Source organism: Bacillus sp. GC_Bacil_1, from assembly GCF_026540675.1.
GTDB lineage: Bacteria > Bacillota > Bacilli > Bacillales > Bacillaceae_G > Bacillus_A > Bacillus_A cereus.
In genome coordinates this window covers 13,069-35,893 of sequence record NZ_JALNUG010000009.1, presented here as the reverse complement: position 1 = coordinate 35,893, position 22,825 = coordinate 13,069, and the positions used below count along the sequence as shown (strand labels likewise).

Sequence of the window (22,825 nt, the reverse complement as noted above, 5' to 3'; positions counted from 1 at the left end):
ATAGAAAAAGAGAATACAATAATATATTCTCTTTCCTCAAATATATTTCATTATCTCACAGCCCGTCCTTTTCACAAATAACCATTTTGTTCGCACCATTTATGAAATTGTCCTACGTCTACTCCAACTAACACGATATCCTTTAGCTCTACATCAATAATTTGTTCTCCAATTACAATAGCAAACTGCGATGCTAATTTTGTCTCGTTTTTCTTTACAATTCCAATTCGGTTCCGATGCGGTCCATCTTTTATATATGCTTTTTGTCCTACAATATCAAAGTTCAAGATTCTCACCTCTTTTACTGCGCTCAAATTGGAAATACGATCTCCAACTCGGAAAATTTCCTTTCATTGCACTATTTCTCTATATATATGACAAAACAATAAAAGAGTCCTTCCTTCTTTACAATTATTTTTTCTTTGTTTCATTTTTGTGATTGAAACGTAAAGTTTATAATAAAATACACTTGGAAGCGCTTTCTATGTAATTTTTTATGTTATAATATAAAAGTAGAACTTCGTAAAGAGGGTTAAAAAAATGAATACAAAAATGATTAAAAAAGTAATTGAAGCATTAAAAGTATATGGCTTTCAGGATGTATCATTCTGTGACAAAACGAGGCAATTTTTATTTCATAACGAAACCGATATTATGAGCGGCTATGCAGAAATAACATATAGTAGTCAATTTGAAAAATTCAACGTACAAATTCATCCAATTGAAACACATCACCAAGCAGAGTTACAAGAGGTTGAAAGACATATACAAGCTTGTATAAGAAAAGTGGAATATTTAAACGCACTTCTTACCGGGCAGACAAAACTAGATGATAAAATTATTATTATGTAAAAAAAGAACGTGATTGAATCACGTTCTTTTTTCATTATATGTTCATCTTTTCCTTTAGTTGTAATCCTGTAACAGATTCTAATACATCCATCGATTCTCCAAATGTCATATCAAAAATTGTATTGTCCTCTATGTACGGAAACTGTCTGAAACGCTTTTCTAACACCTTTACAGCATCTGATGTAAAGTTTGCACTATCAATGCCAAATTCTGTTTCAAGAAGAACGATCCAATCTAACACATGAAAACCTAATCCATTGACGAATGCAATAAGTTTTTCTTCTGGGTTTGAAGATAAGAATACTTGGCGTTCCATCTCACTAAAAAGTTCTTCTCCTAAGATTTCAGCTAACTCATCATCATGTTCACGTTCAACAAGTTCTTCGTAGCCGTAATCATCCACAAGCTCTTCTACTTCTTCACTATCCTGACAAAGCAATTGACTAAGAAGTGCCTCTTTCTTAAATTCACTATTTTGTACGACTTCTAAAAAGCTCGTTTCCCATCCATTTTCTAATTTCATATTATGTACTCCTTTATATACGTTTCTTATCATCACTGTACCCAAAAGATCACTTTTATAACCTTTTAGGTAGTTACTATTATTTCACATGATTCATAACATAAGATGCAAACTCAGCTACATCTCCTTCAAAAATATTTATTTCTGGCAAGTGATAGAACGTTGTTTGGAGCGGGTTTCCTGCATGATATACATATATCGTTTTCTCTAGTGCAATCGCCATTCCAAACTCTGTATGGCTCCCGTTTCCGCCATCTAATATAAGTAAAAACACATCCGCTTCTTTTACAGCATTTTTTTCTGCCTGACCAATTTCTCTTAATTGTTCTTGATTCACTGCTCTTTCGTTTTTGGTCCAATCATATGTATGGTGCCATCCTGCATGTTTCAGTTCATTTGCTACGGAACATACAAGATGTTTATTTTGGAAACCTGAGGCGATATAAAAATTCATTTATATACACTCCTTCATTATGTATCGGGAAACTCCTTTTTAGCGTTATTTGTTATAGCTATAATAAATAACAACTTCAAAAAAAATCCCCATCTTTAAAACTTATTTGCGTTTAAATGATGGGATGCTTCATGGTCTTCTTTTATTTTTTGTTTTTTATAACTTTCATCAGCTAACATTTCTAGTTCAGCTGTTATCTCTGATTTTTCAAGCTCTCTTTCTTGCGAAAATTTCCTTGAAATATAAACAATAACACTACCAACGTACAACACAAAGCATATAATAAGTGCAGTATTTTCATAGAGACTTAGCTCCAACACAGTCACTCCTAATCCATTCGTATTTTCACGCTTCATTAATTGGAATTTCCCTATTAACCCATTTGTTATCCCGCTATTTGAGGGCAGTAAAACCCCCTCCTCAAATTCCAGTGAAAGCAAAGAAGTTAGATGGAGGATGCCCCCAACTGATTAAAGTTTCACTTTATTGTAACATAAAAATATCAATTCTTGGAATCTTTCACCCTACTAAAAGAGGCATGATTGTTTCATCATGCCTCTGAAATATTTTGAATGATTGTTTTAATTGCTTCTTTTCCATTATATTTTTTTAGTGCTGTTTTATACTTCTCATTATTTTGATTCAATTCTTCGACATACTTTATAAGAGATTTTACAGTTACATCTTCTTCATATAATACGGAGGCATACCCTTGCCTTTCAAAGGACTCTGCATTTAATATTTGATCTCCACGGCTTGCAAATTTCGATAATGGAATTAAAACCATCGGCTTTTGTAATGTTAAAAATTCAAAAATTGCGTTGGAGCCCGCGCGTGAAATAACAAAATCTGTTACTGCTAATATATCTGGCAGTTCTCCATGTACATATTCAAATTGTCTATATCCTTCTTTATTTTGTAAACTTTCATCAAGGTTACCTTTTCCGCAAAGGTGAACAATTTGATACTTTTTAAGAAGTTCTGGTAATGCTTCTCGAGCAGTATCATTAATTTTTTTCGCGCCCAAGCTACCTCCCATAATCGTAATAACTGGCTTTTTACGTGAAAAACCTAAAAATGCTAAACCTGTTTCTCGATTTCCCTTCAGCACTTCTTCACGTACAGGAGATCCCGTATATATTACTTTTTCTTTCGGTAAATGTTTCGCTGCTTCTTCAAATGTAACAAATATTTTCGAAGCAAAACGAAGCGCAATTTTATTTGCTAGTCCTGGCGTCATATCAGATTCATGTAATAAAACTGGTACTTTATTTAGCCATCCTCCAATTACGACTGGTACAGATACGAAACCGCCTTTTGAAAAAATCACATCTGGTTTTAGTTTTCGAATCCTTACATACGCATCCATAACACCCTTCATTACAAGAAAAGGATCTTTTATATTTTTCAAATCAAAATAACGACGTAGCTTTCCACTCGCAATACTATAGTAGGGAATGCCTTCCTTTTCTATAATCGTTTTCTCAATACCTTGATGAGAACCAATGTAAGAGATATCCCAGTTGTCTTCTTGTAAATATGGGATAATGGCTAAATTAGGTGTTACATGTCCTGCCGAACCGCCACCTGTAAAGACTATTTTCTTCATACGTCTCCCCCTTCTAGACTATAATACACTAAAATATCTTGCCTCAGGGTGAGAAAATACCATAGCCGTTACGGACGCTTCTGGCTCCATCATGAATCCTTCTGTTAATGAAATACCTATTTCCTCTGGATGAATTAAGCGAAATAGCTTTTCTTGATCTGCAAGTTCTGGACACGCCGGATAACCAAATGACACGCGTATTCCTCTATATTTCGTACGGAAACGTTCTTCCATCGTCAGTTCAGGTGAGTCTGGAATGCCCCAGCGGTCACGAATGAGCATATGTGTTTTTTCAGCAAGTCCTTCTGCTAATTCAAGCGCTAACGATTGAATGGCATGACTACGTAAGTAATCACCTTTCGCCTTCCACTCTTCAGCAATGTCCCGAACTCCTTCCCCAACCGTAACAGATAAGAAAGCAACATAGTCCATCTCATCTCCAATTGGGCGCAAATAATCGCCTAAAGTACGATAGGGAGCCTTTCCTTGTCTAGGGAATGTGAAACGCTCTATAACACGCGTATGATTTTCTGGATCATATATTACAATGTTTTGTCCGTCGCTTTGCGCTGGGAAAAATTGATACACTGCTTTCGGCTTTAACCAAGATTGTCCTTCCTGCAATAATTCATCTATTAAATCATTTAATTCATGTGCTCTCTTATCTCCCTCTTTCAAAAGCTTCTTCACATTTCCTTTTAATCCAAGGTGATGCCCAAGTAGCATTTGTCTATTTAAAAATGGAGCGAGATGAAGAGCCGGAATATCACGTAATACAATTCGTTTTGTTGAATCAGGCACCATAACCTCAGCCTTCGGTAATGGCTCAATTACTGTTGGAATTTCTATTTTCTTCTCCTCTTTTTTTACGATATGAAGATGACGTTCTTTTTTATCCTGTTTCATCTTCTCACGCTCTTCTTCTTTTTGAAGCTTATTAATAATATCGAGCCCCGTCATCGCATCACTCGCATAACAAACGAGCCCTTTATATGATGGTGAAATTCGATTATCTGTAAACTTTCTCGTTAACGCTGCACCACCTACAACAATGGGCACATCAATATTTGCTGCTTTTAAATCTTCAGCAGTCGTTACCATTTGTTGCGCTGATTTTACTAATAAACCTGAAAGGCCTATAATGTCCGGCTTCTTTTCTTGTACTTCTTGAACAATTCGATCCGAACGTACATTAATTCCTAAATTAATAATCTCATATCCGTTATTCGCTAAAATAATTTCAACGAGATTTTTCCCAATATCATGCACATCACCTTTTACAGTTGCTAATAATACTTTCCCTTTTTTTGCACTATCGCTAGATTCCATATGTGGCTCTAAATAACTTACAGCAGCTTTCATACTTTCGGCACTTTGCAATACTTCAGCAACAATAAGTTCATTATTATTAAATAGTCGTCCTACCTCATCCATCCCTGTCATAAGCGGACCGTTAATAATATTAAGAGGTTTTCTTCCTTCTTTAAGTGCAAGACTTAAATCCTCGTGTAATCCTTGTTTCGTACCTTCTACAATATAATTTGCTAGTCGTTCATCTAGCGTTAACGTTTCTTGCACAACGACATCTTTCTTTTTAGCGACTCGGTAAAAGTTTGTAAATTCTTCTAACGTCTCTTTCGTCGTTTCAAACAGTAATGCATCTGCAAGGTGTTTTTCTTCCTCTGGAATCGACGCATAGCGTTCTAATTTTTCCGTATTAACAATCGCGTAATCTAATCCAGCCTTCGTAGCATGATATAAAAAGACGGAATTCAATACTTCACGTCCAGCCGGTGGTAAACCAAATGATATGTTACTTACACCTAAAATCGTTAAACACTCTGGTAACGCTTCTTTAATAAGGCGAATGCCCTCTATAGTCGCTGCCGCTGAACCAATATATTCTTCATCACCTGTCCCTACTGGAAACACAAGTGCATCAAAAATAATATCTGACGGGCGTATCCCATATTTCGTCGTTAATAATTCGTAACTTCTTTTTGCAATTTCTAATTTTCTTTCAGCACTTACTGCCATACCATCTTCATCGATTGTACCAACTACAATTGCAGCACCATACTTACGAAGAAGCGGTGTTACCTTTTCAAAACGCTCTTCTCCATCTTCTAAATTAATAGAGTTGATAACAGCTTTTCCTTGAATATAAGTAAGTGCTCTTGCCATAACATTTTCATCCGTTGAATCAATCATAATCGGTACTTTTAACACTTTCGTAACTTCTGTCAAAAATTTCTCCATATCTTCTATTTCATCACGATCAGGATCTGCCATACAAATATCAATAATATGAGCATTTTTCTTCACTTGCGCTCTTGCCACTTCAGCAGCCTCTTCAAATTTCCCTTCTGCTACTAATCGTTTAAATTTACGTGATCCAATAACATTCGTTCTTTCACCTACAAATAACGGTCTCATAGACTCATCATATTGCAGTGCCTCTAATCCACTAATTCCATGTCCTTCTCTCTCATGATGGTCACGAGGCTTAAGAGATGCTAGTGCTTCTTTCATTGCTTTTATATGTTCTGGTGTCGTGCCACAACAACCACCGATAATATTAACCCATCCTTCTTCAGCAAATCGCTTCACCTTTTCAGCGAGAGAAGATGGAGACTCATGGTAATGTCCATCTTCATCAGGAAGACCTGCATTTGGATAACAAGAAATGTAACACTCCGATAAATCAGATAGTGAACGAATATGGTCCCTCATAAACTCCGGACCAGTCGCACAATTTAACCCAACAGATAATGGTTTCATATGTTCTACTGATAAATAAAAAGCTTCAATTGTTTGCCCAGCCAGAGTCGTTCCCATTGGCTCAATCGTTCCTGAAATCATAATAGGAACCGTTTTTTTCAGTTCTTCAAAAGCAGCTTGAATTCCAATATAAGCTGCTTTCACGTTACGCATATCTTGACTCGTCTCAACGAGTAATACATCAACTTCTCCTTTTAATAATCCTCGTGCCTGCCTTGTATAAGCCTCAATCAATTCTTCAAAAGTCACACCACCAGTAACACTAATTGCTTTCGTTGTTGGTCCCATCGCTCCCGCAACATATACTTCCTTACCGCTTTCTTTAACAGCTTGCTTCGCCAAAAGTGCTGCCTTTTCATTTAGTTCTTCATCTAAATGAGACAGCTCATAATCACTTAGTACAATATTCGTTGCCCCAAATGTATTTGTTTCAATAATATCCGCTCCAGCTTCAATATAAGCTTTATGAATCTTTAAAATAACGTCTGGTCTTGTTTCTACTAAATATTCATTACAGCCCTCGTACTCTTCTCCTCCGAAATCTTCAGCAGTTAAATCCTCTTGCTGAATCATTGTTCCCATTGCACCATCTAATATTAAAATGCTATTTTGTAATTTTTCTTCTATACACTTCATCAATTAATACCTTCTTTCACTTCTTGCTTTTCTCTTACATATTTAACAAGATGTTCTGTAATTTCATATTTTAAAAATGGTGTAATAAGATAAATACCATTAAAATATTTCATCGCTGCGTCGATCAATTCTTGCGAAATGCGAATCCCTTCCTCAATTGCCGCCTCTTTCGTTTCGTGTCCATCCATTCTCTCTCTTATTTCTTCTGGAAGAGTAATACCCGGTACCTCAAAATGAAGAAAATCTGCATTCCGCTTACTTACTAACGGCATAATTCCAATAAAAATAGGTTGTTCCAAATGCTTTGTCGCTTCATACACTTCTTCAATTAACGCGATATCGTAAATTGGCTGAGTTAAAAAATATTCCGCTCCAGCATCTATTTTTCGTTCCATTCGCTTAACCGCCGCTTTTAAGTGCCTCACGTGAGGATTAAATGCGCCGCCTACAGAAAACCTTGTCGCCGGTCCAAGTGATTTCCCTAAAATTGAACGTCCATCGTTCATTTCTTTAATCATTTTAATGAGCTCAATAGAGGACAAATCGTATACAGAAGTTGCACCAGGAAAATCACCAACGCGCGCTGGATCACCAGTTAAAGCTAACACTTCTTCCATCCCTAACGCCGATAAACCTAACAAATGAGATTGTAGTCCAATGACGTTATGATCCCTACACGTTAAATGTGTCAATACCGGGATATCATGCTTCGTTAATAACGCACCCATTGCCATATTAGAAATACGAGGCGATGCTAATGAATTATCTGCTAGAGTAATAGCATCTGCTCCCGCTCTTTTTAAAGCTCTTGCTCCTTCAAAAAACCGCTGTGTATCTAACGTTTTCGGTGGATCTAATTCCACTACAACTGTCGTTTGTTTTTTCGCTTTCTCTGCTAGAGTGACGTGAGCCTTCGAACGTTTCTCATGCGTATGAACAACTTTCGGCCTTTGAATGGTGTCTTTTTCTATTACAGGTGTAACATTCGCAACAGCGTGCTTCATACTTTGAATATGTTCTGGAGTCGTACCACAACAACCACCTAATAACCGAATACCTTGCTCAATAAATCTCGGCGTCATCGCCTCAAAATAAGCTGGGCTTCCCTCATATACGTAACGTCCCTCCACATAATTCGGGAGACCTGCATTTGGGTATGCTGATAAATAGCCATTTTGCGGAATCGATATCATTTTGAAAGCCTCCGTCATATGAAGCGGCCCTAGTTGACAATTTAATCCAACAACATTTGCACCGTAATCTATAAGTTGCTTTAATATTTCATTAACATCATTTCCATTTTGAGTCGTACCTGCTTCATGTAACGCTAATTGAGCAACAATTGGAATGTTCGTTTGCTTACGCAATACTTTAACAGCATGAAGTAATTCAAATTCATCGTAAAAAGTTTCTAATAGTAATCCATCAACCTGTTCTTCTAGTAAAGCCCCTGCCTGTTCAAGTAGCATAAACTCCCTTTCCATATCAGTCGTTGTAACGGCTCCGATATGTTTCATACCACCAATTGTTCCTAAAATTGCATTTTTATCTGTAACAGATGCTTTCGCCAGTTTTACTGCCGCTCTATTAATTTCTGTAACTTGATTTTCTAAGCCGTACATACGTAATTTCGCCTCATTTGCTCCATACGTATTCGTTTGAATTACATCTGCTCCAGCAGCTACATATTGTTTATGAATCGATATAATTAAGTCTGGATCAGATACATTCAATTCTTCAAAGCTACTTTGCAAGCCATGTGAATGCAATAACGTCCCAACCGCACCATCACCTATTACAATTCCTTTTGATAATAAATCTAGTAATTTCACGAATCTCCCTCATTTCTATCAATATAAAAACCCCCTCTTCACTTTGAAGAGGGGGACATAATCGTTCCTCCTCTTATTATGCAAAACATTCGTTTTGCAGGTATTAGCACCGTTTCAAACATTTCGTTTGAAGGTTGCCGGGTTTCACAGGGCCTTTCCCTCCACCGCTCTCAATAAGAGTTGTCTTTATTATTTTATTTATGTAGCTAAAAGGAAATGCGTTCCCCTTTTAACAATGTTTGTTAATTTTTTAATAAATTTAGCATGCACAAAAGTAAAAGTCAATGACACTTGCGGAAAAATAAAAATTATTTAAAATAAAGTTGCAATTCAATTATCTTTTGTTGTAAAGTTAAAAACATAATAAAAATTTCATACGAACATTCTTATCTAGAGAGGTAGAGGGACTGGCCCTGTGACGCCTCAGCAACCATTAACATTTTGTTAATAAGGTGCTAATTCCAGCAAATTGTGAAAGATTTGACAGATGAGAAGAAGACTCTATTCAAACCGAAAGCCTTCTTCTTAGAAGGCTTTTTTTATTTTATATTCACTTAATGTTTCAATTTAAAAGGAGGAATTTTCACATGTCAACAATCGAAACAAAACTAGCACAAATCGGCAATCGCAGTGAAACTACAACTGGAACGGTTAATCCACCAGTTTATTTCTCAACCGCTTATCGTCATGAAGGAATTGGTAAATCTACTGGCTTTGACTATTCACGAACTGGCAATCCAACTCGAGGTCTTTTAGAACAGGCAATCGCAGACTTAGAATATGGCGAACAAGGTTATGCCTGTAGTTCAGGGATGGCGGCTGTTCTCCTCGTCCTTTCTCTATTCCGCTCTGGAGACGAACTTATTGTATCTGAAGATTTATACGGTGGAACGTATCGATTATTTTCTGAACATGAAAAAAAGTGGAATGTTCGATGTAGATACGTAAATACACAGTCTATTAAACAAATTGAGCAAGCTATCACAACTGAAACGAAGGCTATTTTCATAGAAACTCCAACTAATCCATTAATGCAAGTTACTGATATTGCTGCTGTCGCAACTGTAGCGAAAAGGCACGGACTACTTCTTATTGTAGACAACACATTCTACACACCTTATATACAGCAACCATTAACAGAAGGTGCTGACATTGTACTTCACAGCGCAACGAAATATTTAGGGGGACATAACGATGTACTAAGCGGACTTGTCATTGCAAAAGGAAAGGAACTTTGTGAAGAAATCGCTCATTATCATAATGCATCAGGTGCAGTTTTAAGCCCATTTGACTCATGGTTATTAATTCGCGGTATGAAAACGTTAGCGCTTCGCATGAGACAGCATGAAGAAAATGCGAAAGCAGTTGTTGCATATTTAAATGATGAAGACGGGGTGACAGATGTATTTTATCCTGGAAGAGGCGGCATGATTTCATTTCGCCTTAAAGATGAAGCTTGGATTAATCCATTCTTACAATCTTTATCCTTAATTACATTTGCCGAAAGTCTTGGTGGTGTAGAAAGTTTAATGACTTATCCAGCAACGCAAACACATGCTGATATTCCTGAAGAAATTAGAACAGCAAACGGTGTATGTAATCGTCTTCTTCGATTCTCCGTTGGCATTGAAAATAGTAACGATTTAATTCAAGACTTAAAGCAAGCCATTAAACTTGTAAAAGAAGGTGTAAGAATATGAGTTATTCTATAGATACACTCTTACTACACAACCAATATAAACATGACTCGCAAACAGGAGCTGTGAACGTTCCTATCTATAACACATCAACTTTTCACCAGTTTGATGTAGATACGTTCGGAAAATATGACTATAGCAGGTCAGGAAATCCAACTCGTGAAGCTCTTGAAGATATCATTGCTTTATTAGAAGGTGGAACAAAGGGATTCGCCTTTGCATCAGGCATTGCAGCGATTTCCACTGCATTCCTCCTTCTTTCACAAGGTGATCACGTACTCATTTCAGAAGATGTATACGGAGGCACTTACCGAGTGATAACTGAGGTACTCTCCCGTTACGGTGTTTCACATACATTTGTTGATATGACCAATTTAGAAGAAATAAAACAAAACATGAAACCAAATACAAAGCTCTTTTATGTAGAAACACCTTCTAACCCACTTTTAAAAGTGACAGATATTCGCGAGGTTTCTAAACTCGCAAAATCTATTGGCGCTCTTACTTTTGTTGATAATACATTTTTGACACCACTATTCCAAAAACCACTTGAACTTGGAGCTGATGTCGTTCTTCATAGTGCTACAAAATTTATTGCTGGTCATAGTGATGTTACTGCCGGATTAGCAGTAGTAAAAGATGCCGAACTCGCTCAAAAGCTTGGATTTTTACAAAATGCATTCGGTGCTATTTTAGGACCTCAAGATTGTTCTCTCGTACTTCGCGGTCTAAAAACATTGCACGTACGCCTCGAGCATTCAGCTAAAAATGCCAATAAAATCGCACATTATTTACAAGAGCACGCTAAAGTACAAAATGTCTATTATCCGGGATTACAAACACATCTCGGATTTGATATTCAACAATCTCAAGCAACATCAGCTGGAGCGGTCTTATCGTTTACTTTGCAGTCAGAAGATGCACTCCGCCAATTTTTATCAAAAGTAAAATTACCTGTTTTTGCAGTTAGTTTAGGAGCTGTAGAGTCAATTCTTTCTTATCCAGCAAAAATGTCACATGCAGCACTGTCGCAAGAAGCTCGTGATGAAAGAGGAATCTCTAATTCATTACTTCGGTTATCAGTCGGTCTTGAAAATGTTAACGATTTAATATCCGATTTTGAAAATGCCCTTTCTTATGTAGAAGAACCTGTAAATGCATAGAGAAAAAGAAGATATGAGATTAGGTTTTCATATCTTCTTTTTCTGCGTTTTAGTTATATTCATTTGAAATTTTTCTTATAGTCCATAAAAAATAAAAGTATATCATCTATTTCTAAATAATGGATTAATTGATATATTAAGAAATAAAAAAGGGGGGGAAATAATGGATACTTGTGCAGATATTTTAATCGTTATCGATTTACAAAATGGCGTATGTTATAGCGAGGAGCATTTATTTGATTTACAGAACTTACTAACAAAAGTAAATAAAAGAATTTATTCATACAGAAAATTAAATAAACCAATCCTTTTTATTCAACATTGTGATGATGATTTAGTACCCGAGAAAGAACTTTGGGCTATTCATACCGATCTAGATGTTCAAGAACAAGATTTTTTTGTAAGAAAAACACATGCAAATTCATTTTATAAAACAAACTTAAAAGAAATTTTAGATCAATTATCTGTAAATTGCATTGAATTTTGTGGCGCCCAAACAGAGTACTGTATGGATGCTACGATTAAGTTTGCCCACGGACTGGGATACGAAAACTTTATGGTACAGAAAACAACCTCTACGTTGAATAATCCTTTTATGTCCGCAAAAGAGACAATTGATTTTTACGAGAACATATGGAATCACAGATTTTTAACGTTGCTAAAAGATGAATTTTAGAATAAATGACTAATGACTTGATTATCCTAAGATTTATCAGCCGTAATCAAATATTTCATTATCACCATAAAGAAGCGAATTACATTCAGCTTCTTTTCTTTTAACCTGTTTTATATTCTATATATATCATTATAATTCCTTTGTCATATTATTTTAAAAATTTCGTATATTCATTTGAAAGAATAAGAAAATCATGATAAAATTGTGTTACAAATATATCTATATCTTTCAATTTTTAAAACGCATCGAAATTTTCACCCAAAAATGTCATTTTACAAAAACGTGCTAATTTACCTATTTTATTTACATCATGGTCTCTTTTCTTACAATTTCTTTACTTTAGGACTTTTTTTCTGCAACAACTATTTTCTTTTCTTTAAATTTTTGGTATGTATAGTATGGTATAATAGCTCACACGGAGGTGGAAAAGAACATGTTAGAAACCTTTCAAAAAGAATTAGAACTATATGAAAGTAATGCAGAATTATTAAAAGTGCTGGCTCATCCTGTTCGTTTATGTATCGTAAAAGGATTAATTGAGCGCGGTCCAAGCAACGTTTCTACAATGTACACTGGCTTAAACATGCCACAATCTACAATTTCACAGCATTTAGCAAAATTAAAAAGCGCTAAAATCGTTTCTAGTGAAAGAAAAGGATTGGAAATTTATTACAAAGTAGAGAACGAAACAATAATTCAACTCGTTCGCGTATTATTAGGTTAGGGACTAATAATCGAAGAAAAAGAACGTATTCTATATTTTTTATCTCATATCTTTAATATAAATATATATCATGAGAGGAAATATATAATACTACATAAGTCGTATTAAAAAACAAGACACAGTATATACTGTGTCTTGTTTTTTATATTGTTACATACCGCTCCAAATGTAAATGTTGCATATCTTTTGTATGTATAACAACATCAAACGCACTCCCTACTCCTCCATTCAAAATCATAGAACGAACTGCTCGATTTTGTTTTTGTGTTTCAGAAAAAGGATTCATATCTTGATGGCTCGTAAGCTGTTCTAATATCCCTGCAGCTAACAAGAACTCAGATTGTTTCTTATGCCATACTGCACTCATTCCTTGCATACTAAACATCTCCTTTAGCTCGTCCCAATGAATATGAGTAGTAAGATCCATTTCACCTGGATGCGCTAGTGGGTTACGTATTAGCTTATGCTGATAATAACCTCGCAAACTTCCTTCACGGTGTGCTGGATGCATCCATTCTTCTTTTGTGTATCCGTAATCAACTGTAATACATATACCTTTTTGAAACCATTTCGCGATTTCTTTTATATACTCCTCCATCACAATTGGTACTTCAAAACGTTGCCCTTCAGCAATATGAATATTATATTTCAATAAATATCGACCAATTCTTTTATCTAACGGCCTACATACTTCTGAAAGGTTTCCTTCCTCTGTATATGTAATACGCACTTCATACAACATACCATTTCTTTTCTCAATTATTTCAACAGGAAATGCATCAAACAACTCATTCGAAAAGAGAATTCCCTCGAAAGAATCTCCCATTTCACTATAGGAGGTATAGTACGATACATTAGAAAATGAGCCAAGCTGCTCCTGCTGTAATTTCCTATGAAAAGGGCTCACTTCAATCATTGAATAGTTTAAATCAATAAAGGTTTTTGGAGATAATTGCTTCCATTCTTGTAAAACATCATAGGCAAACTTTCCAGTTCCCCCACCAACCTCACAAATATTCGAAGCAACTTCACCATTTTCAACAAGACGAATAAAAAGTTTAGCAAAAGTTTTTGCAAAAACAGAGGATACATTGCTACTTGTAAAAAAATCCCCTTGTCTTCCAATCTTTTCACGTTCTTTCATATAATATCCATGACCTTCTGTATACAATACAAGGTTCATATACGTACTATATGAAATTGAATAATCCTTTTCTTTCCCCATCCATTCTCTTAAAATGAGCTCCATTCCCATAATGACTCCTTATTGTAAAAACGGATTATTTTCTTTTTCAAAACCAATGCTTGTTTCTGGACCATGTCCACATAACACCGCTGTCTCATCTGGTAATACAAATAATTTCTCTTCAATACTTCCAATTAATTCAGCAAAACTTCCACCAGGCAAATCTGTTCTTCCAATGCTCATTTGGAACAATACATCTCCTGAGAATACAGCATTTGCCTCTTTACTATAATAAGAAATACTTCCTGGAGAATGTCCTGGCGTCTCAAAAATTTCAAAATTAAATGATCCAATTGTTAATGTACCTTCTGCATCAATAATATGATCCGCTGGTTTTGCTGTAATACTGCGGTTCATCATAAAAATTTGAGAGCCGTTTACAGTTGCATCTCCTAACCAATCTGCTTCTTCTTTATGTACGTATACAGGAATATGAAAAGCGTCTCTTACCGCATCAACAGCACCGATATGATCAAAGTGAGCATGCGTTAATAAAACAGCCAATGGTTTTAATTGTTCTTCTTGTAAATATGTAACGAGCTTTTCACCTTCGTGCCCAGGGTCAAAGATAATGCACTCTTTTTGATCGTTCATTAAAATATAAGCATTTGTTTGTAATGGGCCTAACGGCATTTGTATCCATTTCATATGAAAATCTCCTCCAGTTATTAAACTTACTTTTAATGATACAACATTTCTTTCTCTTAGGAAAAGAAAGGATGCTATCTCGACAATCATTTTTAAAACATGTACAATATAAAAGAGTAAATATTCCAAAAACTCATAATAAGAAATGGGTAGACAGAGGAGGATATTGCATGGGCCTTGTTATTATTTTTACACTTGTCACTCTGTTAGCTGTATTTGCTACGCTTAGAACACTTCGTGAAAAAAACTTTTTCGCGAGCGGCTTTGCAATTGCAACTGTACTCGTTTTCGGATGGTTTACGATCATGACTGTTCTATATAACGGGTATCCACCAGCAGCTTAATTCGTTTACACTTTATTCTTCATCGAGATTTCACACAAAAAGAGGAAGGGTTCCCCCTTCCTCTTTTCATATTTCAAAACTTATATCATCTTCGCTTCGTATTTGTGCTTTTTTACAAGCCAAGCTCCTCCGATAACACCTGCATCATTACCAAGTGTTGCAATAGCTAACTTCGTGCTCTTTACAGCACGTGAGAAAGCGTATTGCTCGAAATAGCGTTGAATTGGTTCTAATAGCGCATCTCCAGCTTTAGACACGCCTCCACCAATAACAATTTTCTCTGGGTTCAACGTACTAGATAGGTTCGCTACAGCTAACCCTAAATAAGAAGCTACCTTTTCTACTACTTCGCCTGCTAATTCATCACCTTGTCCAAGTGCTTCAAAGACATCTTTTGATGTAATACGTCCTTCTTCAGCTAACATAGAACGCAACATGCTTTCTTTATTAGTCTCTTGTATTTTTTGCATAGCAACACGTACAATACCTGTCGCAGATGCTACTGTTTCTAAGCAACCAGACTTCCCGCAATTACATGGGAAAGCATTTTCTGTAACTACTGTAATATGTCCAATCTCACCAGCAGCACCACTCACGCCGTGTACAATCTCACCATTGGCGATTACACCACCACCAACGCCCGTACCAAGTGTCATGCAGATTAAATCTTTTGCACCTTCACCAGCACCTTTCCACATTTCACCAAGCGCTGCTAAGTTTGCATCATTATCAATAACAACAGGTAATCCTGTTTCTACTTCTAATAAATCTTTTAGCGGATAGTTTTTCCACCCTAAATTAACCGCTTCATAAATCATTCCAGATGCCACATGTACAGGGCCAGGAGCTCCCATACCAATACCAATTAACTTGCTCTTCAATTCGCCTAATTCTTCTAGCTTTTTATCAATTGCTTTCGCAACATCAAGTGTAATATGTTTTCCTTGCTCACCTGTATTTGTAGGGATTTCCCACTTATGTGAAATTTCGCCGTATACATTAATAAATGCTAATTTAATGGTTGTACCACCAAGGTCAACACCAACTAACCATTTCTCTTCCATGTTGCTTACCTACCTTTATCTAATTCTTATTTAGCTCTTTTTGAATTTCTTGCTTCAATAAAAATAAAGCTGTTTGATAGTCTTGTGGATCGATTAGCTGTGATTGATTTAATTCACGCAATTCATCTTGCATTAATTGTAAATCTGCAATTCGATCTCCCGTATAAATAATCGTACCAAATTTCTTTAGCAATTGCTGAATATCATAAATAGATACCATTTCATCACCCTCTATGCTCACTTACTATAAAAATTATAATAAGAAAACGTTCACATATTTTATTATAATCAAGAAGAAAAAGTCTCGTCAATTTTTATTTGTCTATACAAGCTCATTTATAAGCATTGTTCCTTTTTCTGTAATAATTTTTTCTATATTTTTATCAAATGGCTCTACCGGAATGTGTTTTACCATTTGAAAATCATATGCTAATGATAGCGTTTTCCCTTTATAATGCACGAGATAACGATCATAATAGCCCCCGCCGTATCCAATCCGTTCTCCTCGCTCTGTATAAGCTACGCCTGGCACAATTTGAAGATCAATGTCATCCGCACTGACTTCTTCCGTAAGTCCCGGAATCGGTTCACGTAAATTCATATACACCGTTTCTAATTGATCAAAATCACTAATTTTCCGGAAGGACATCGTTCTTGTTCCTTTATTACACTTAGGAACTACAACTTTCTTTCCTTCTTCCCAAGCTTTTTCGATAATAGGATATGTATTCACTTCATTTTCCATTGAAAGAGTAATTCCAATTGTTTTAGCTTCAACCCACTCTTTTTGCGCATACAACGAAAATGCAATCTGTTCTGATAAAGTTGTATACTGTTCTTCTGATAAAGAATTCATGTGTTCTATTATTTGTTTACGCAAACGCACTTTCTCTTCTTTCACACATTCTCCTCCTTACAGTGACACTTTACTCTATGATGATAGTGTATCACTTTTAACATAGGAATCGAATAAAAAAAGAAACAGTAGGAAAATATTCCTACTGCTTACTTTGTTTCACGGTGTAACGTAGACTTCTTGTCACGCTTGCAATACTTTTTAAGCTCGATACGCTCAGCGTTGTTACGTTTATTTTTCTTTGAGATATAGTTACGATCTCCGCATTCTGTACATGCTAGAGTAATATTCACACGCATTCTTATTTCCCTCCAGTACTAATAACTTAAATCAGACTATACTATAATACCACTTTTAAAATAAAAATTCTACACCTTTTGATATTGTCTAATTTTTTCTATAATATTTTTCATGTTTTCCCTTGCTATTACTGGGTTTCTAGCATGTGAATACACTAAAAATTTTGGTTGTTTTGTGTCAGAAACGATATAAGACCACTCTTTTTCAGTATATTTGAACTGTACTCCTTCAAATATGCCTTCTCCCTTCCTTTCAATATCATCCAATAATTTCCTCATAATTTCCCCTTTTTCATTCCATGAACATACCACTTCATCATAAAGTAAATAGAGCGGAGGTGATTGCTCTACTATGCTGAGAAACGTTTTTCCTTGCAATGCTATTAGCTCAAATAATTTTCCAATTCGATATAAAATATCTCGCTTCCACCTTACTTGAAACGACTTCCTTTCATCCTGCGTATAAAACAGAAGATAACATTCTCCTAATTTCAAAGACATTGGGTAAATATTTCCTGTAGATTCGAGTAAGAAATCTGGAATATCTACCTCTTCTAAATCTGTACCCTGGTAAATATTACTATGTTTATCGTATAACTCGAAATGATTTCCTTGCTCAGAAAACATAAGAGCCATATTCGCTTTACTTGATTTCATCAAAGCTTTCACATGATCTTTTTGTTCACTTGCATAAATCCATGTAACTGTACAACCAAGTCTTTGTAGAAAGAGCATAAGTAAATGTTGCAACGTATCATTTCTCTTATTAATAAGAAGATGAAACTTCTGCATCTGTATTTTCTCGATATCAATATGCCCCAATATAACTTCTATATACTCATTCATAGAAACATGAACCAGCTTATTTCGCCCCATCTCTTTCTCATGCACGTAATAAAACAATTCGGACATATATACTTGTTCTATCTCTTTTTGCTGCTTATACGTTAACGGCATGCCAGCTTGACCATACAACTTTATAACAATCTCATTCTCATTCTCCACTTGAATGAAAACCCCACCTGCACATTGCAAATGATGAACACTATATTGAAAAAGTGACTCGTTCATTTCTTTGCATTCCATCGTATGAATCCCTATACCATGAATAGCATGTAAAAATAAATTTTTATAAGAGGTTGTTTCTATATTTTCTTGACTTCCAATTAATATACTTTCTCCTTTTGTAAAAAGAGAGCCATACGCCATCGCAATCTTCACGATAAACTGGGGAGTAATTTCAACATTCCCTCTTCCTACAATGCGGCTTTTTTGTAACCACCCTGCACTCATTTCACTCTCTTGAATACCAGCCGCTCCTACTATCGAATGACTATCAATCGCCTTATAAGGCCATAGTTTTCCTTTTTGCTTAATTATCGTACTTCTCCCGATATGACAGTGATCCGCTACAATGCTTTTTTGAAACAGTGTAACGTCATCTTCAACTATTGTACGCTCTCCTATTGTCGTTTCTAATAGTTCACAATACTTTCCAATATGGGCATTTGCAAAAACAATACTTTTTTGAAGATGAGAATAATTTGAAATGATACTATTTTTTCCAATAATAGAATATGGCTCAATTACAGCTCCTGTACCAATCTTTGCTCCTTCTCCAATGAAAGAGGGGCCATGAATTTTTGTCCCTTTCCCAATCGTCACCCCTTCTCCCATCCATACCATCGGTAATACTTCCGTATAAGGAATAGGTACTTGTAACTTTTTCGTTAACAAATCAAATTGTGCTTGTCGATATTGATTAAATGTGCCGATATCTAACCAATAACCTTCTGACAAATATGCGAATAACACATTTTTGTTTGCCAATAAAGGAAACACATCATGACTGAAATCAAAAAATTGTCTAGGCGGTATGTAAGAAAAGATTTCTGGCTCCATAATATATATGCCTGTATTCACAACATTAGATACTACCTCATTCCAACCCGGCTTTTCTATATATCGTGTAACCTCCTGGTCTTTATTCATTACAACCAATCCAAATGAGAGTGGATTTTCTACTTCTTTCACAAACATTGTTACCATTCTTTTCTTTTGTTCATGAAACCTAATTCCTTCTGATAATTGAAAGTCAGTTAATGCATCCCCGCTTATTACAACAAATGTTTCATCTAAAAATTGTTCTGCTTGTTTAATACTCCCTGCTGTACCAAGTGGAGGAGAGTCTTCAAAATAATACAAGTTAACTCCCCATTTACTACCATCACCAAAATATCGCTTAATCGTAGTACTCATATATTGAACAGTAATTGCAATTTCACGAATACCATGCTGGCGTAATAACTCAATATTGTATTCTAAAACTGGTTTTTCTAATAATGGTAACATCGGCTTTGGAGTATTACATGTTAATGGTCTAAGGCGTCTTCCTTTTCCTCCAGCTAAAATAACCCCCTTCATATACTTCAGCCTCCACTTATATAATGTTCAGTAGCTCCATATACCATATGTATATTCTCTATCCCACATGAACTAGCAGCATAAACTTGATTAGTTAAACGAATCCTCATTTAAAAGACCCTATAATTAAATTTCCCACCTATAAAAACGTACGTTTCAAACGACAAGAAAGCGCTTACTATTAATTGATAAATAATACTTATTAACGAACAACATATATACTAATTTTCCCATTACATTATGATACATCTTATCATCATAAACTAAAGGAAACAACGAGCTTTTTTTGTCATGTTTTGACTAAAAAAAGCAGGTGATTTCTCATCACCTACTTTTATTCCTACTCATTCAATAAATAATGCTTTCCTTTTACTAAATAAAATACATTTTCAGCAATATTTGTAATATGGTCTGCTACACGCTCAATATATCTCGCCACAAATGATAATTGTGTAATTTGCGTAATTGCTTCTGGTTGTTCCGGAACTGAAGATATAAACTCACGAATTGCTTTTCCATATATTTCATCAACGGAATCATCCATTTCAGCAATTTGTTTCGCGAAAGTTAAATTTTCTTGTTCATATGCTTCTAACGCTAAATGCAACATCTTATTTGCAACCGCAAACATTTCATCCAGGTTGTGCAAACTAACAGCCACTTCTTTTTCCCCAAGACGAATTGTAGCCTTTGCAATATTAACAGCATGATCTGCAATACGCTCTAAATCTGTCGCTGTTTTAATTGAAATAAAGATTCTTCTTAAGTCACTTGCTACAGGTTGCTGCTTCGTAATGAGCATAAGCGCAAGATCGTTTATTTCCTCTTCTAAATTATCCATACGGTAATCACCATCAATGACCTCTAACGCTTTCTCTACATCCCTTGTATGCAGACCTTCCATAGCAATCAATAAAGCCGCATTTGCTAATTCGCCAAGCTCAATCACCTTTTGCTGTAACACTTTTAAATCACCTTGAAACTGTTCTCTTACCATTTTTTCTTCCCCCTCAATATTATGTGCCATTATATACAAAGTGAAACTTTAATCACCCCTCATCAATCGGGCTTTTACAGGCCGCCCGCCCACCTAACTTCTTTACTTTTGCTGAATTTTGAGGTGGGGTCTTACTGCCCGCAAATAGCGGGATAAATCTCCTACATAACCTCTTACGCTTGTAATAAACCTTAAGATAAAGAGAAGGTATTACTTCCCTATTAAAGTGAGATAAAAATAAGAAATGCCCTCTGTTAAGAGGGCATTTTCTCTTAGCTTTGCAACGATATCAACCAAAGCGACCTGTAATATAATCTTCTGTACGCTTATCTGAAGGCGTCGTAAATAATTTGTTTGTATCTGTATACTCCACAACTTCCCCGCTTAAGAAGAAAGCGGTTTTGTCTGAAATACGCGCTGCTTGTTGCATATTATGCGTTACGATAACAATACTAAAGTCTTTCTTTAACTCTTGAATTAATTCTTCTACTTTTAATGTTGAAATTGGATCTAGTGCCGATGTTGGCTCATCCATTAAAATAACGTCTGGCTCAATAGCTAAGCAACGTGCGATGCATAGACGCTGTTGCTGTCCACCAGATAAACCGTATGCATTATCGTGCAAACGATCTTTTAACTCATCCCAAATCGCTGCTCCGCGTAAACTTTTCTCAACAATTTCATCTAATGTCTTTTTGTCACGGATACCATGGATTTTTGGACCGTATGCTACATTCTCATAAATAGATTTTGGAAATGGATTTGGCTTTTGGAACACCATTCCTACGTGCGTTCTTAATTCTTCAACTGGATATGATTTATCAAATATATTGCGTTCTCTATATTCAATTACACCTGTAGTTCGAACGATCGGTACTAACTCTACCATGCGATTTAACGTTTTTAAGTACGTTGATTTACCACAGCCACTTGGACCGATAATTGCTGTAACTTCATTCTCATGAATACTTAAATTAATATCTTTTAAAGCATGGTCTTCCCCATACCATAAATTTAAGTTTTTCGTATCAAATACTACTTTCTTTGGCGCAGTCTCGATTTTCTCTTCGTTTTTCACCTGTACATTTACTACTGTTGCTACCATTTGAATTCCCCTTTCATCCACTTCCAACTTATTTTCGATTTCGTAACCATAAAACAAATATATTGATAAATAGCAACAAACCTAACAAAACAATCATCCCAGCTGCTGCTACATACTGAAATTCTTCTTGTGGCCTACTCATCCAATTAAAAATTTGAATTGGTAAAACTGTAAATCTATCAAACATACTAAATGGAACATAATTTGCAAACGCAAGTGCCCCAATAACTAATAGTGGTGCTGCTTCTCCAATTGCTCTTGATATCGCTAACGTACAGCCCGTTATAATCCCCGGGAAAGCATATGGCAATACAATTTGATACATCGTTTGCCACTTCGTAGCACCTAATCCGTAAGAACCCTCTAATAATGCACTTGGTACTGATCGGATTGCTTCTTGACTCGCCACAACAACTGTTGGTAAGACGAGTAAACTCATCGTCAGTGCTGCTGCAACTATACTCTCTCCTAAATGAAGAGCATATACAAAAATAGTTAAACCAAGCAATCCAAATACAACGGATGGTACTCCTGCTAACGTTTGATTATTAATCTCTATTATTTTTTTAAATAGAGATTCCTTCGCATATTGCTCTAAATAAAGTGCTGTTCCAACTCCAAATATAAAAGAAACAGGTATAACAATACTCATAAATAATATTGTCCCTGACAAAGCTGCAGCAATACCAGCTTCTTTCGGATTACGTGAAGCGAAATTTGTAAAGAAATCTATTGAAAGATAGCTTATACCTTTTTCAACAATTTGAAACAGTAACACAAACAAAATTACGATTGAAAATAAAATCGCTATATAAAATAACAATTTGTAAATTCGATCTTTTAAAAAGCGTGATGCCATGTTTTTTTGTATTTTTTTATGATTCAACGTCCGCAT

General features: G+C 35.6%; 23 protein-coding genes and 2 riboswitches. Of the genes, 6 read left to right on the top strand and 17 right to left on the bottom strand.

Going from position 1 to position 22,825, the window contains the following annotated elements; genetic code table 11:
• Positions 1 to 71 precede the first annotated feature (71 nt).
• Positions 72 to 287, bottom strand: coding sequence for a DUF3912 family protein (locus tag OXT04_RS15020; RefSeq protein WP_001008326.1), 216 nt, complete (start codon positions 285 to 287; stop codon positions 72 to 74).
• Positions 288 to 540: 253 nt separating this feature from the next.
• Between OXT04_RS15020 and OXT04_RS15015 the strand changes: the two genes are divergently transcribed.
• Positions 541 to 852, top strand: a complete 312-nt coding sequence (locus OXT04_RS15015; RefSeq protein ID WP_001093240.1) for a hypothetical protein — start codon at positions 541 to 543, stop codon at positions 850 to 852.
• A gap of 34 nt (positions 853 to 886) precedes the next feature.
• On the opposite strand, the gene OXT04_RS15010 is transcribed toward OXT04_RS15015, so the two are convergent.
• The 6 genes from OXT04_RS15010 to OXT04_RS14985 all read right to left on the bottom strand — a co-directional run bounded on the left by OXT04_RS15010 (position 887) and on the right by OXT04_RS14985 (position 8,687).
• On the bottom strand, positions 887 to 1,375 hold the full coding sequence (locus tag OXT04_RS15010; protein ID WP_000764263.1) for a hypothetical protein: 489 nt from the start codon (positions 1,373 to 1,375) through the stop codon (positions 887 to 889).
• A 79-nt stretch (positions 1,376 to 1,454) separates the two neighbouring features.
• Entirely contained in the window at positions 1,455 to 1,829 is a 375-nt protein-coding gene (locus tag OXT04_RS15005; protein ID WP_001012331.1) for a nucleoside 2-deoxyribosyltransferase, read from the bottom strand.
• Between the two features lie 95 nt (positions 1,830 to 1,924).
• Entirely contained in the window at positions 1,925 to 2,185 is a 261-nt protein-coding gene (locus tag OXT04_RS15000; protein ID WP_000817964.1) for a DUF3966 domain-containing protein, read from the bottom strand.
• A 194-nt stretch (positions 2,186 to 2,379) separates the two neighbouring features.
• Entirely contained in the window at positions 2,380 to 3,438 is a 1,059-nt protein-coding gene (gene murG, locus OXT04_RS14995) for an undecaprenyldiphospho-muramoylpentapeptide beta-N-acetylglucosaminyltransferase (protein ID WP_267415675.1), read from the bottom strand.
• A gap of 18 nt (positions 3,439 to 3,456) precedes the next feature.
• Positions 3,457 to 6,855 (bottom strand): methionine synthase, encoded by a 3,399-nt coding sequence (metH, locus tag OXT04_RS14990; protein ID WP_025117832.1) that lies wholly within the window; start codon positions 6,853 to 6,855, stop codon positions 3,457 to 3,459.
• Complete coding sequence (locus OXT04_RS14985; RefSeq protein WP_000770354.1) at positions 6,855 to 8,687, bottom strand: bifunctional homocysteine S-methyltransferase/methylenetetrahydrofolate reductase; 1,833 nt, start codon at positions 8,685 to 8,687, stop codon at positions 6,855 to 6,857. The genes metH and OXT04_RS14985 overlap by 1 nt, the downstream gene beginning before the upstream one ends.
• Positions 8,688 to 8,757: 70 nt before the next feature.
• A riboswitch (SAM riboswitch) is annotated at positions 8,758 to 8,867 on the bottom strand.
• Between the two features lie 203 nt (positions 8,868 to 9,070).
• Positions 9,071 to 9,181, top strand: a riboswitch (SAM riboswitch).
• 93 nt (positions 9,182 to 9,274) lie between these two features.
• On the opposite strand from OXT04_RS14985, the gene metI reads away from it, so the two are divergent.
• From metI to OXT04_RS14965, 4 genes are all read left to right on the top strand, one after another.
• On the top strand, positions 9,275 to 10,387 hold the full coding sequence (gene metI / locus OXT04_RS14980) for a cystathionine gamma-synthase/O-acetylhomoserine thiolyase (RefSeq protein WP_000103887.1): 1,113 nt from the start codon (positions 9,275 to 9,277) through the stop codon (positions 10,385 to 10,387).
• Positions 10,384 to 11,547, top strand: a complete 1,164-nt coding sequence (gene metC, locus OXT04_RS14975) for a cystathionine beta-lyase (RefSeq protein ID WP_000122301.1) — start codon at positions 10,384 to 10,386, stop codon at positions 11,545 to 11,547. The genes metI and metC overlap by 4 nt, the downstream gene beginning before the upstream one ends.
• Positions 11,548 to 11,710: 163 nt before the next feature.
• The gene (locus OXT04_RS14970; RefSeq protein ID WP_267415668.1) at positions 11,711 to 12,223 is read left to right on the top strand and encodes a cysteine hydrolase family protein; all 513 of its coding nucleotides are present in this window, start codon (positions 11,711 to 11,713) and stop codon (positions 12,221 to 12,223) included.
• A gap of 433 nt (positions 12,224 to 12,656) precedes the next feature.
• Positions 12,657 to 12,947 (top strand): ArsR/SmtB family transcription factor, encoded by a 291-nt coding sequence (locus OXT04_RS14965; protein ID WP_000894377.1) that lies wholly within the window; start codon positions 12,657 to 12,659, stop codon positions 12,945 to 12,947.
• Between the two features lie 142 nt (positions 12,948 to 13,089).
• Here OXT04_RS14965 and OXT04_RS14960 read toward each other — a convergent pair whose 3' ends face one another.
• On the bottom strand, positions 13,090 to 14,202 hold the full coding sequence (locus OXT04_RS14960) for a class I SAM-dependent methyltransferase (RefSeq protein WP_065229363.1): 1,113 nt from the start codon (positions 14,200 to 14,202) through the stop codon (positions 13,090 to 13,092).
• A 9-nt stretch (positions 14,203 to 14,211) separates the two neighbouring features.
• Positions 14,212 to 14,841, bottom strand: coding sequence for an MBL fold metallo-hydrolase (locus OXT04_RS14955; protein ID WP_000871225.1), 630 nt, complete (start codon positions 14,839 to 14,841; stop codon positions 14,212 to 14,214).
• Between the two features lie 170 nt (positions 14,842 to 15,011).
• Between OXT04_RS14955 and OXT04_RS14950 the strand changes: the two genes are divergently transcribed.
• Positions 15,012 to 15,185: a DUF2759 domain-containing protein gene (locus OXT04_RS14950; protein ID WP_000524852.1), complete on the top strand. Its 174-nt coding sequence runs from the start codon at positions 15,012 to 15,014 to the stop codon at positions 15,183 to 15,185.
• An 80-nt stretch (positions 15,186 to 15,265) separates the two neighbouring features.
• Here the strand turns inward: OXT04_RS14950 and glcK are convergent, their stop codons facing one another.
• From glcK to pstA, 8 genes are all read right to left on the bottom strand, one after another.
• Complete coding sequence (glcK, locus tag OXT04_RS14945) at positions 15,266 to 16,249, bottom strand: glucokinase (protein WP_267415662.1); 984 nt, start codon at positions 16,247 to 16,249, stop codon at positions 15,266 to 15,268.
• Positions 16,250 to 16,268: 19 nt separating this feature from the next.
• On the bottom strand, positions 16,269 to 16,469 hold the full coding sequence (locus OXT04_RS14940) for a YqgQ family protein (protein ID WP_000253699.1): 201 nt from the start codon (positions 16,467 to 16,469) through the stop codon (positions 16,269 to 16,271).
• A 102-nt stretch (positions 16,470 to 16,571) separates the two neighbouring features.
• A complete protein-coding gene (locus OXT04_RS14935) occupies positions 16,572 to 17,150 on the bottom strand; it encodes a 5-formyltetrahydrofolate cyclo-ligase (RefSeq protein ID WP_000656861.1) in 579 nt (192 codons plus the stop codon).
• A 104-nt stretch (positions 17,151 to 17,254) separates the two neighbouring features.
• The gene (gene rpmG / locus OXT04_RS14930) at positions 17,255 to 17,404 is read right to left on the bottom strand and encodes a 50S ribosomal protein L33 (RefSeq protein WP_001265616.1); all 150 of its coding nucleotides are present in this window, start codon (positions 17,402 to 17,404) and stop codon (positions 17,255 to 17,257) included.
• 69 nt (positions 17,405 to 17,473) lie between these two features.
• Positions 17,474 to 19,828 carry a sugar phosphate nucleotidyltransferase gene (locus tag OXT04_RS14925; protein WP_267415658.1) on the bottom strand — a complete coding sequence of 785 codons (2,355 nt, stop codon included), beginning with the start codon at positions 19,826 to 19,828 and terminating at the stop codon, positions 17,474 to 17,476.
• Between the two features lie 340 nt (positions 19,829 to 20,168).
• Entirely contained in the window at positions 20,169 to 20,825 is a 657-nt protein-coding gene (phoU, locus tag OXT04_RS14920; RefSeq protein WP_000251246.1) for a phosphate signaling complex protein PhoU, read from the bottom strand.
• A 289-nt stretch (positions 20,826 to 21,114) separates the two neighbouring features.
• Positions 21,115 to 21,930, bottom strand: coding sequence for a phosphate ABC transporter ATP-binding protein (pstB, locus tag OXT04_RS14915; protein WP_000226681.1), 816 nt, complete (start codon positions 21,928 to 21,930; stop codon positions 21,115 to 21,117).
• 28 nt (positions 21,931 to 21,958) lie between these two features.
• Positions 21,959 to 22,825 (bottom strand): phosphate ABC transporter permease PstA, encoded by an 867-nt coding sequence (pstA, locus tag OXT04_RS14910; RefSeq protein WP_267415650.1) that lies wholly within the window; start codon positions 22,823 to 22,825, stop codon positions 21,959 to 21,961.